General features: G+C 47.4%; 9 protein-coding genes. 4 read left to right on the top strand and 5 right to left on the bottom strand.

What is annotated here, in order from left to right; all coding sequences use genetic code 11:
- Positions 1-5: 5 nt before the first annotated feature.
- Complete coding sequence (locus GA0116948_RS16060; RefSeq protein ID WP_089714065.1) at positions 6-3,104, bottom strand: SusC/RagA family TonB-linked outer membrane protein; 3,099 nt, start codon at positions 3,102-3,104, stop codon at positions 6-8.
- A gap of 702 nt (positions 3,105-3,806) precedes the next feature.
- On the opposite strand from GA0116948_RS16060, the gene GA0116948_RS16055 reads away from it, so the two are divergent.
- Together GA0116948_RS16055 and GA0116948_RS16050 are read left to right on the top strand one after the other, a co-directional pair.
- Positions 3,807-4,835, top strand: coding sequence for a sugar kinase (locus tag GA0116948_RS16055; RefSeq protein ID WP_089714225.1), 1,029 nt, complete (start codon positions 3,807-3,809; stop codon positions 4,833-4,835).
- Entirely contained in the window at positions 4,825-5,502 is a 678-nt protein-coding gene (locus tag GA0116948_RS16050; protein ID WP_089714063.1) for a bifunctional 4-hydroxy-2-oxoglutarate aldolase/2-dehydro-3-deoxy-phosphogluconate aldolase, read from the top strand. Before GA0116948_RS16055 ends, GA0116948_RS16050 begins: the two co-directional genes overlap by 11 nt.
- 73 nt (positions 5,503-5,575) lie before the next feature.
- On the opposite strand, the gene uxaC is transcribed toward GA0116948_RS16050, so the two are convergent.
- On the bottom strand, positions 5,576-6,970 hold the full coding sequence (gene uxaC / locus GA0116948_RS16045) for a glucuronate isomerase (protein ID WP_089714062.1): 1,395 nt from the start codon (positions 6,968-6,970) through the stop codon (positions 5,576-5,578).
- A gap of 163 nt (positions 6,971-7,133) precedes the next feature.
- Here uxaC and GA0116948_RS16040 point away from each other — a divergent pair, with 163 nt between their 5' ends.
- Positions 7,134-8,408, top strand: coding sequence for an MFS transporter (locus GA0116948_RS16040; protein ID WP_089714060.1), 1,275 nt, complete (start codon positions 7,134-7,136; stop codon positions 8,406-8,408).
- 61 nt (positions 8,409-8,469) lie between these two features.
- Here GA0116948_RS16040 and GA0116948_RS16035 read toward each other — a convergent pair whose 3' ends face one another.
- From GA0116948_RS16035 to GA0116948_RS16025, 3 genes are all read right to left on the bottom strand, one after another.
- Positions 8,470-9,204 carry a hypothetical protein gene (locus GA0116948_RS16035; RefSeq protein ID WP_089714059.1) on the bottom strand — a complete coding sequence of 245 codons (735 nt, stop codon included), beginning with the start codon at positions 9,202-9,204 and terminating at the stop codon, positions 8,470-8,472.
- Positions 9,205-9,418: 214 nt separating this feature from the next.
- A complete protein-coding gene (locus GA0116948_RS16030; RefSeq protein WP_089714057.1) occupies positions 9,419-9,937 on the bottom strand; it encodes a GNAT family N-acetyltransferase in 519 nt (172 codons plus the stop codon).
- Between the two features lie 65 nt (positions 9,938-10,002).
- The gene (locus tag GA0116948_RS16025) at positions 10,003-10,881 is read right to left on the bottom strand and encodes a phosphatase PAP2 family protein (protein ID WP_240619246.1); all 879 of its coding nucleotides are present in this window, start codon (positions 10,879-10,881) and stop codon (positions 10,003-10,005) included.
- Positions 10,882-11,416: 535 nt separating this feature from the next.
- Between GA0116948_RS16025 and GA0116948_RS16020 the strand changes: the two genes are divergently transcribed.
- Positions 11,417-11,935 carry a helix-turn-helix domain-containing protein gene (locus GA0116948_RS16020; protein WP_249260577.1) on the top strand — a complete coding sequence of 173 codons (519 nt, stop codon included), beginning with the start codon at positions 11,417-11,419 and terminating at the stop codon, positions 11,933-11,935.
- Positions 11,936-12,024: the final 89 nt, after the last annotated feature.

Genomic DNA, 12,024 nt, shown 5'->3' with positions numbered 1-12,024 from the left:
ATTGTTTAGAAACCAACATTAATCCCTACCTGGTAAGATTTCAGGTTAGGCACCGTGAAATAATCAACGCCTTTGAACGCGCCTACCCCATCCAGTGAAGAACCTTGAGAGTCTACGCTGGTGGTAGTTTCAGGATCCAGTCCATGGTACTTGGTAAACGTCAGGAGGTTGCGACCACCCAGGGTTACGGACAGGCGTTTCAACCACCTGGCATGGATTAAACGGGTGGCATCGTAGGTAAGCGATACATCGCGCAGGCGGATGAAGGAACCATCTTCTACGTACCACGACTGTGGCTGCAAGGTGTTGTACATGCTGGAATAATAAGCAGCGTAAGCGCCAGACTTACCATTAACGTTGATCACATCATCGTAATCTCTGGAGATCTTATCGCGGTACATCCACTGGCGGGTAAGGTTATAAGTATTGTTACCATGGGTCCAGTCGAACTGAAAGGATACCGTAAATGCCTGGAAGATGGTGAAAGTATTGATCAGGGAAGCGGTGAAATCAGGATAGGCCTGTCCAATCTTTTTGAGATCGTCAGCAGCGGTAAGCTTAGCGGCATTGGTGCGTGTATCCACCACATTGCCATTCACCAGCGTATAGTTGGAACGGTCTGCCGGGTCAATATAAGGTGTTTTACCATCAACCTTCAGTTGGTCCAGGCTATGCAATGGCGACTGGCCATAGAAGATGCCCAACTCTTCGCCTTCTTTCAGGCCAAACTCGCCGGAAACCACCGTTTGGTGATTGGATACCTTGTCTACCATGGTTTTGGTAAAACCCCAGCGTACGGCGGTGTTCCAAATGAAGTTCTTTTTATTGGCGGTGGTGATATCCAGGCTAAGGTCTACCCCATGAGAACTTAAAGTAGTGAGGTTGGAGATCAGGCCGGAGGCTCCGGTAGATTGGGCCACATCGGCTACCTGAATAGCATCGGTAGATTTACGTTTCCAGTAAGTAGCGCCAAGGGTTATCCGGCTCAGCCAATCGCCGGTAGTAGGCAACACAGAAATATCTGTACCCACTTCCAATTCTTTAGACACCTGTATTTTCAGATCATTGTTGTGTGCTGTAGAAGGGATAGAAAGTGATACGCCGCCCACACCCAGTGTACCTGCATCCAGGGTTACCTGGCGGGTATACACATCCGGTGGGGTACCAGCGGTGGCGAATGCGCCACGCAGTTTCCAGTCGCTCAGCCAGGACAATTTCATGAACTCAGACGGGCGGATATAAATGGTACCGCGGGGGAAAGTGGTGGCTTTGGAACCAGCGCCAAATTCAGAAGAATAATCAGAGCGGAAGCCGCCTGAAATACCGATCCATTCAGCGAAATCAATTGACTGATTTACCAGGAAGCCAAAAGTGCGGGTGCTGTAATTATACCCGGAAGAGTTATTATCACTCACCGTTTTAGTATTGGCCACTGTGAGGTTATAAGGCGGGAAAGTAGGCAACCCTACGCCCTGCGCATAAAAGAAACGGTTATCTTCCGCCCGCCAGTCGTAAACGGCCTGTGTGGTGGTGCGGATAGGAACGTTCAGGTGAAAGTCCTGTTTAAAATCCGTTCTAAAAAACAAGGAGGTCAACGCATTTTGGTAAGTATTGCGTGTATAATAATCAGTAATGGCCCCATCTATAGAAGGCCCCCAGTACAATTCTGTGGTCACAGCCGATTCCTGGTTATGATAAAAACTGTAGTTATCGGCATTACGGACGTTGTAACCGTATTTAAAGTCCAGCTCTACAAATTTGGGGAACTTGTAATTCACATTAAAGTTCTGGTAAATTTTGGTGCTTTTATTATTACGGTCGTGCCACTGTCTTTCTGAAAGAGAGTTGAGCTGATTTTCATTTTTCGCTTTCCGCACAATCATACCCGTGGTATCCTTGTGAAGAAAATCGATAAATGGATAAGAGTTTACCAGGTTAAAGCGATTGCCTCCCAGCAGGTCATCAAAACCAAGGATAGCCTGGGTGCTGCTACGGATGGTAAGGCCTTTGGCCAGTTCAATGCCAAGGTTTACCCCCAAACTGGTGCGGTTAAACTTATTACTAAATACGTCTTGCTGATCCAGACGGGACCCGGTGAAGGCATAATCGAAATTATTACCACCACCTGTAATGCTGAGGGAATTGGTAAAGGTAAGCGCATCCCGATAGCCTTGTTTCAGGTGATCGTACGTAGGCAGCAGGTAGGGCTTATCGTTACTGGCATCTACATCCAGATCTTCCACGGGATCTTCCCAATAACCATTGGCGTCTGCCTTTAGTATATCACCTTCCGAATTTAGGATATTACCTTGCTCATCTGTTTTCCAGTGATGCTTGGATGCCACCAGAGAGCGGTCACCGCGCAATATTTTATCGGAGCTCATTTTGGTGGCAAAGGTGATGTTAGGCCGCTGGTTGCGAGAGCCTTTTTTGGTGAAGATCTGGATAACACCGTTGGCCCCTTGTGCGCCATACAACATGCCAGCGGCTGCACCTTTGGCCACTTCAATATGGTCTACAATAGAGGGGTCTATACTGGAGAGGTCTTTATTCTCTACCCCATCTACCAAAACCATCGGATCGCTGCTGATCAGGTTATTGATACCCCGCAGGATAATATTATAGCCCGAACCAGGCTGGCCGTTATTCTGCGTGATCTGTGCACCGGCAATCTGGCCCTGCAAACCTTGTTCTATGGACACGGTAGCGGTTTTGGCAATATTCTTCGCATTCAGTGTACCGATATCCAGGGGCACTCTTTTGCGGGAGGTTGCTTCACCCAAACCCGTTACTACCACTTCATTCAACGATTGCACATCCGTTTTCAGGGTGATGGCCAGCTCATTGCTGTTCACTGTAACTTGTAGTGGAATGTAGCCGATACCAGAAACCACCAATACGGCACCTTCTTTCAAAGGAATGGTAAAGATGCCTTTTGCATCTGCAAATGTACCTGAGTTGGTGCCTTTGATCTTTACAGAGGCAAATGGAACTGGGCTGCCATTTTCGTCAAGGATCTTCCCGTTCACGGGGTGTACCTGCGCATAAAGTGCAGGCGCAAATACTAACAGCATGCAAGAAAGCAGCAGTAGAATTTTTCGCATAATGATTCAGATTTTGGTTGATGCATATAAAAAAAAGAGGTAGCACAAGGCACAACGTAGCCCGCTTTCTGCTTCCAGAAAATTAATTGATACTGCAAAAAGACATGCATCAACCAGCCTAACACGCCAGTGATACATAAGTGTTGATGTTGTTGATAAAACGGCATACGAACGCAACGGAAATCGTCGTAACCTGTGGAAATTGATTTAGACCTTGGTTGTAAAAAAATTCATGCTATGTCGCTAATAAACGCGCTCATGCATATGCTGTTTAAACACTACTACACAATTACTATAATTTTATGTAAAAGATAACTTAGATCCGATTTTGGTTGCTAATAAATTTTGTTATTACTTCTAAAAATGACAAATCTAGCGGCGTTGACTTTGGTTTTGGGAATACATGCTACAACTAATAATGTAATGCTTGATAATGTACTACAAGATAGCAATCATATTTCAATATTAAAATAAAAAAATAAAAATAAAAAATAAAAGAATGGTATACTTATGTAAACATATTTTACATATTAAATTAAATCCAATATGAATATGCTTTTGTTTCCTATAAAGCACTTGTAAACAGGTGGTATGCCATCGTTGTAGTAATTTTTGATGCCCAACAACAAACGAAATACTGCTTTTAATAAAATTCAACCTTTATCTTTAAGCCACGTAAATTATTGCCTTACGGAAACCGTCATGTCTAAGAAAAAGATACTTTGCTTTGGAGAATTATTATTGCGCATAAGCCCTGACCTGAGTGGCGACTGGTTGCAACTGCACCAGCTTCCATTTTTTGTGGGTGGTGCGGAAGCCAATGTAGCCACGGCCCTTGCCCGCTGGGGCTTACAGCCTGCCTACTTTTCGGCCCTGCCAGACAATGAAATGTCTGTAGACTTATTGAAATATTTACAGGACCAAGGCATCGATACTTCAGCAGTTATCCTGCGGGATGGCAGGCTGGGGCTGTATTATTTACCGAAGGGCAAAGACTTGCAACATGCCAGTGTAATTTACGACCGCGCACATTCTGCTTTTGCACAACTACAGCCGGCAGACATTAATTGGGAAAATATATTTGAAGACGTTGCCTGGTTTCATTTCAGCGCCATTACACCCGCCCTGAGTGCCTCCCTGGCCGCGGTATGCGAGGCCGCGGTAATTGCTGCCGGCGAACTGGGTATCCCAATGTCTGTAGACCTGAATTACCGTGCGCGCCTATGGCAATACGGGATGACGCCGCAGCAAATAATGCCATCGCTGGTAAAACATTGTACTTTAGTGATGGGTAATGTATGGGCCACCGAAAAGATGCTGGGCATTCCCGTGGATATCCTGGCGAATGAAGGCAATACACAAGACCAATATATAGCGCAGGCCGCCCGTTCTGCTACCGCGCTGATGGAAGCTTACCCTACGGTGAAGGCCGTAGCCAATACGTTCCGTTTTGACCAGCCGGGTGGTGGCATTTCATATTATGCTACACTCAACACCAGCAACATCACCGAAGTGTCACGTACACATACTGCCGCTGCTATTATAGACAAAGTAGGTAGCGGAGATTGCTTCATGGCCGGCCTGTTATACGGGCATACTCAAGGACATCCCTGGAAACAAACGTTGGAATTTGCCGCAGCAGCGGCCTTTAATAAACTTTTTATCGAAAGCGACGCTACCACCAGTAACGTAGCAACTATTCATCAAATCCTTTTATCAAATGAGTCATAATTCCACGCCCCTGCAGCAGATACTCGATCAAAGCCTGTTGCCTCTCTATTACTGGCCCGATGTTGAAGTGTGTTTGCAGGTATTAAAAGCATTATACCACGCCGGTGTACGGGTGGTGGAATTTACAAACCGGGGCGAGAAGGCCCTGGAAAATTTCCGGTACTTGAAAGCACAAAGCCACCAACAATTTCCCGGTTTGTTCCTGGGTACCGGTACCATTAAATCACCGGAAGAAGCCGAGGCATTTTTGGATGCGGGTGCCGACTTTCTGGTAAGCCCGGTGGTGCTTCCTGGGGTGGCAGCAGTGGCCAAAACAGCGGGTAAAATCTGGATACCCGGTGCGATGACACCCACCGAGATCGTAGTGGCCCAGCAACTGGGCGCACCGCTGATCAAGATATTCCCGGCAAACATTGTAGGCCCGGCTTTCATTAGCTCCGTGCGGGAACTATTTCCCGGGCAGCGATTTATTCCTACCGGGGGAGTAGAACGGAATAAAGAAAACCTCACCACCTGGTTCAAAGCCGGCGTATCGGCGGTAGGCCTTGGCTCCAAACTAATCACTGCCCACGTGCTGGAAAACGGCGATTACGAAACACTGGCACAAAATACTATGGTTGTATTAAAAACCATACAGGAAGTTAAAGCTGCTGTGGCAGCCCATTAGACTGCCAACATACTAAAAATAAAAACACCGGTCACTACATGATGACCGGTGTTTGTGTTTATTGTCTGTATGTTTAAAAACCAAAATAAGCCGCAGCATTGTTGTAGCTGATGTCCTGCACCATTTTACCGATCCAGTCCATATCGCGGGGAAGTTCTCCATTGTCTATTTCCGTCCCTAGCATATCGCATAGGATACGGCGAAAATATTCGTGGCGGGGGTAAGACAAAAAGCTGCGGGAGTCGGTGAGCATTCCGATGAAGCGGCTTAGCAAACCTGTATTCGACAAAGCATTTAATTGGTCGGTAATGCCGTGTTGCTGATCCAGGAACCACCAGGCAGCCCCATACTGCACCTTGCCGGGTGTGCTGCCATCATTGAAGCTGGCAGCGATGGTGGAAAACATAATATTATCTGCCGGGTTCAGATTGTAAATAATGGTCTTTGCCAGTGCACGTTTGTTTTCCAGCAGGTCCAGGAAACGGCCCAGGGCAATGCCTTGGGGATAATCGCCGATAGCATCCCAGCCGGTATCGGGACCCAGCAATTTCAACATGCGGGAATTGGTATTACGCAGCGCACCGAGGTGAAATTGCTGTACCCATCCTTTCTCTGCATTCCATTCCGCCAGTTGCAGCATCAGGGCCGACTTAAACTGCATTACTTCTGCGGCAGCCAGCGGATGGCCAGCCCTCACTTTGGAAAAAATGTTTGCGATCTCTTTTTCGGTGAATGTTTCCACATATAATTTATCCAGCCCGTGATCGGCCACAGTACCGCCCATCGTTGCAAAGAAATCATGCCGGTTCTTCAGGGCGGCGAGCAGGTCGCTGTACTGCCGGATGTCTATATTGGCGGCTGCTCCCAGCTGTTCCAGGTAAACATTGTAACTTACGGGGTCTTCCACGGCCAGTGACTTATCTGGTCGGAATGCAGGCAGCACTTTAATATCCAGCCCTTGCAATTGCGCATGGTATTCCAGCGTATCTGCCGGATCGTCGGTGGTACACAGGGTCTTTACCTGCATCCTGCGCAGCAGGTTTTGTACGGAGTAGTCGGGGGTTTGCAGCTTTTCAGAACATATACGGTATATGCTGGCGGCCGTAGCAGGGCTAAGCAGTTCTTCTATATCGAAATAGCGACGCAGTTCCAGGTGTGTCCAGTGGTACAGGGGATTGCGCATGGTATAAGGTACCGTAGCGGCCCATTGTTCAAATTTTTCCCAATCGGCCTTGCCGCCAGTACAATAAGCCTCCGGTATTCCATGAATGCGCATAGCGCGCCACTTGTAATGATCGCCATATAACCAGGCCTGGCTTATGTTTTCAAATTGCTTATTGGTTGCAATCTGGTCGGGTGGCAGGTGGTTGTGATAATCGATTACCGGCATGAGGGCGGCATATTCATGATAGAGCTTTTGGGCGGTGGCACCGCGCAACAAAAAATCTTCATCGAGAAATTTTTTCATAACTGTGCATTAGGAAAGCATGGACCCGTAGGTGTATAAATATAAAACAGGGCATGGATTGCTGCGGGCGGTTACTTATCTTTAAGCAATATGCTGCATCGCAGGTCCGGTCGACCCGAAAAACCGGTCTTAAAAGTAGTCAAATTTTTAAATTTTCCACGGAATGAAACCAGGCTATTATCGTTGGGGTGTGTGCGCCCTGCTCTTTTTCGCTACTACTATAAATTATCTGGACCGGCAGGTGGTAGCCTTGCTGAAACCTATGCTTTCCAAGGAATTTAACTGGACGGAAATCACTTACAGTCGCATTGTGCTGGCATTTTCCATTACCTATGCCATTGGAATTTTTTTTGCCGGCAAATTGGTCGATACCATCGGCACCCGCAAAGGGTATGCTTTATCGGTAAGCGTGTGGAGCGCTGCGGCCATGCTGCATGCACTGGTGCAAAACACGATAGGTTTTGGGGTAGCGAGGGCACTATTGGGCATCGGAGAATCTGGCAATTTCCCCACTGCCATTAAAACCGTGGCAGAGTGGTTCCCCAAAAAAGAAAGGGCATTGGCCACCGGTATTTTTAATTCCGGGTCAAACATTGGCGCTATCGTAGCTCCTGCAGTGGTACCCTATCTGGCTGTGCGGTACGGATGGCAGTCTGCTTTCTTTTGGACGGGCATATTGGGTTTTATATGGCTGCTTGGCTGGTGGAGATTTTACCAAACGCCTGCTGCGCAATCCAAATTGTCCGCAGCCGAATACGCCCACATCCACAGTGATACGGAACCCGAAATAAAAGGCCAGCAAAGTCCCTGGCTAACGCTTTTCCGTCACCGGCAAACCTGGGCTGTAATCTTTGGCAAGTTGTTGACAGACCCCATCTGGTGGTTTTTCCTGTTTTGGCTTCCCTCCTATTTTAGCACCATTTTTAACCTGCCAGACAATGCGCTGGGCAAGCCTTTGATCATCATTTACAGTGCGGCGATGGTGGGTAGTATAGGGGGCGGATATTTATCGTCTTACCTGATCCGCAAGGGTACCCGGGTGTTTGTTGCGCGGAAGTTGTCGTTGTTTATTTTCGCCTGCTGTGTGGTGCCGGTGGTATTGGTCAACAATAACCATTCCCTGTGGCAAGTGGTGGGCATCATCAGCCTGGCCGCTGCCGCTCACCAGGCCTGGAGTGCCAACGTGTATACCCTGGCATCGGATATGTTTCCTAAGCAGGCGGTAAGTTCTGTTTCCGGCATAGGCGGCATGGCAGGCTCTGTGGGTGGTATCCTCTTCCCAATAGTAGTTGGGTTACTGCTCAATCATTATAAAATACTGGGCGATATTGGCGCGGGCTATAGGATTTTATTTATCATTTGCGCCAGCATGTATCTGCTGGCCTGGGTATTGGTGCATTGCTGCGCACCTAAAATGGAAACGGTAAAATTTGACTGATGCCTGTTGCATTTTATATTTACCGGAACAGGCCTATCAGATTACCAGCAGTAAGCGTGGATCAGAAAGAGGGCATATGCGAAAGTACGGTATTTGCCAGGCCAAATACTACCTGCAATAAACCAACGATCATGGTATAACGGCGCGTTTTAATACTCACGCCAAAATAGCCGATAAAATTATCGCGCGCTACCATCCAGGCCATCACCGCGTATATGATGATCAGCGTCATATTCCACCCTAAACCTAAAATACCCATACGGCTCCGGATTACAGTATTGCCTAGGTGGGCAAGTATCCATAAGTGGTTCACCGCGCTCACAATGCCGAACAGGATGTACAAATAAAAACACATCCAGGCCAGCCGGCTACGCCGGTACCAAAAGTAAGCCAGCACCCCTATGCCCGCCAATGGCAAAGCATAGCTACTAATAGAAAACCCCAACCGGAAGGCGACTGTATTTCCATCTTGGTGAAAAAAGATAAATCGTACGGCTGCCAGCAAGTAAAATGCCATCCCTACAAACATGAGCAACAACGCCCCCCAAAACACACGCACCGCCCAGGGATCGTAGATACCTTCCTCTTCTTCCAGGTCTTGCAAAAGGTCTGACAATGGAACATTTTCGCCATTTTGTACAGGCTTTTCAGGATTGTTCCAGCCGGCATATTTTTCGTCCAACACTTCGAATGCAGTGCTTACTTCTTCCGGCGTATAGTTATCAGGATGATGAGCGATCTGTAACAGTTCGTCACGGGTATAACGCAGGTATTGTGCTTTCAGATCCAAACGCATAGCTCAAACATAAGCAAATTTAAAATCAGGTGCTATTGCATTGCAGTGCTGTTTCTTAAAAAGCAGCCAACTATTACCCTAAACATATTCAGAAAATTGGCAGGTGTTCCTGGATAGTACTGGCAGCGTACCGGCAATCACTGGCAGCCCCGCTACTGCCTTAGAAGTGCATATGCAAGCAAGCCGGCATGGAGATGGGGTAGTTATTTTTCCTTTAAATGTACTTGTAGTAAATAATAGTACCGGTGAGTCCGCCCAATGGTTTCAGGGCATAACCAGGGATCTTGCCTACCCGGATATAACCGAGTTTTTCATACAGGCCGGCAGCGCCGTCTTCTGCTGCGGTGTCAAGGTTTAGGAGGGTTTTACCCTTTTCTTTCGCTATGCGTTCCGCAGCTTCCACAAGCGCCTTTGCGATGCCCTGCCCTCGGTAGTTTAAGGCTGTCATCATTTTGGCCAGCTCCGCCCGGTGAGGCTGATTGGGCGGGCATTCCAGCAACAGGGTCAGGGTGCCTGTTAAGATATCGCCGTCGTAAGCACCCAGCACCACACGTTCGCCCCGGTGAGCAGCAGCCAGGGAATCATGCCAAAAGGCCCTGGCATCCTCCAGGGAAAGAGGATGCATAAAACTCACGGAACCGCCATGGGCCACTGTATCTATTAAGAGGGCCGCTAGCTGATCTATCACGGGTACGCTGAGTGTGAGTGTAACAAGGTGCAACGCTTTCGCCATAGGTTAAAGTTAAAAAAATGACAGAAAACCTGTGTATCTGGCGGGCAACAGCTTTTGTTTACTGTTTAGTATAACATCTTTTTCATGACTAGTTTGTGTTCCTTTGCGCGCTGGTGGCGAAATACGCTTTGTGTCACAAAATGGCCCAGGGCCATACCTACCAGTACATCACTGCTCCAGTGCCGGTTTTGATACATACGGGTTACACCTGTAAGTCCCGCCACACTATAAGCCACCCAGGGAACCCAGGGATGGTCTTTGCCATATAGCTCCACGATGGCGGTGGCTACTGTTATTACAGTATTGCTATGCCCGGAAGGGAAAGAGGTGTGATATTTATCCCTAGTAAAAGGGGGCTTAAAATTAAGGTTGTCATTAAAATAAGTAGGCCGGCCACGACGCACCACACTTTTAATGGCGGTGTAAATGGCGGTAGAAATAAGCAAAGACTTGGCTGCCATGAGGCTACCGCTTTCCAACTTGCGATCATGCAAGATCATGCCGGCCATATAGGCGGCGCCCACCAGGTAGGGTGAGTAGGCATTGCCCCAGGGCTCTATCTGGTTGGTGATGCTAGTTACCGCAGTGGTTTGGTTGTGTATAAAAAACTGCTTTACGGAATGATCTGCTCCGATCAGCAGACCGGCGCCAGCGGCCACTGCGCCAAATTGTAGCCAGTTCTTTTGCTGCCAATGCGCGGGCCTGGCCACGGTATATTTCAGGTCCTGCCAGATGCTGCGCAGGTATACTTCATTAATGCAGTATAAATTAGTAGTATCGGCAGCCGTAACGCTACCGGTGGTATCTGCAACCGCTGCAACCTGGAAGGGTGTTGTTTTTTCGTGCGTTAGCGTATCAATCGCCTGGGGGGCGCAGGTATCCGACTGAGCAAAACCATAACTGGCGCTGGAAAGCAGCCAGACAATACATACAATATACTTCAATGTGTTTCTATTTGTACAAACTTTCCATTCATTAATGTGCCTATTGCCACCAGTTCAAAGCCGATATTCCCTGCTAATTTAGAATTTCTACAGAATTTATTCGTATAGGCTTTTTACCGGGATAGATTAAACATGGAATACATGAATTTATTCCAAGAAAAGGATGGGATCATCTCCCAAAAATGGTTAAAGAAGTACTCCCAACACGGCAATGACGACAACAAATATCCGGCATGAGGTGTCAAAAAATAATCCTGCATGTATTTTGGCGCAGCAATATAAGGGTGCATAGGAGCAGCCCAGTAACCAACGGTGAACAATGTATTTCCTACCTAACCGCCTGGTAGAATATTACATAAACTTCCTTTTGTAAAAGTTATGGGTTTACGGGATAAGCTAAATATTTAATAGTGACTATTTATAACCCATCTTAAAGAAAATAGCAACGGCCCATCAACAATACAGGTATTCCTTATGAATACTTACCTTTGATGTCATGAAGCTTTATATTAAGAATATGGTTTGCGATCGTTGTATGATGGCAGTGAGATCCACGCTGGAAGCGCATGCTCTCCATATTGAGGCCCTACAGCTAGGGGAAGCTGATATCCGGGAAAACCTCTCCCGCGACGAGCTGAAACCCGTGACCCGCTCCCTGGAACAACTGGGCTTTGAACTGATTGACGACCGTAAAAGCCGGCTTATAGAACAGGTTAAAAACGCCATCCGCAAGCTGGTACACCAGCAGGAAGATACCCGCACGGTAAATATCTCCGATTACATTGCCGCCGAGCTGCATCATGACTACAACACACTAAGCACCCTATTTTCCCAGGTAGAGGGTGTAACCATCGAAAAATATTTCATTCGACAGAAGGTAGAACGCGTAAAAGAATTACTCGTATATGATGAGGCCAGTATATCCACCATCGCGTTCAAAACCGGCTACAGCAGCATAGCTCACCTGAGCCGGCAGTTCAAAGACGTTACTGGTATGACACCCACCGCCTTCAAAAGCCAGCATATGCCCAGGAAGCCGCTCGATAAAGTGTAGGCAAAACAAAGCCTCGCCAGAAATTATATAAACCAAACCCATAATTGTGTAACACTTACCCCACCCCATTGCAGGATCTTTGTAATCTA

The sequence above is a fragment of the Chitinophaga costaii genome (assembly GCF_900094705.1).
Classification (GTDB): Bacteria; Bacteroidota; Bacteroidia; order Chitinophagales; family Chitinophagaceae; genus Chitinophaga; species Chitinophaga costaii.
This window is presented reverse-complemented; position numbering and strand designations above follow the sequence as displayed.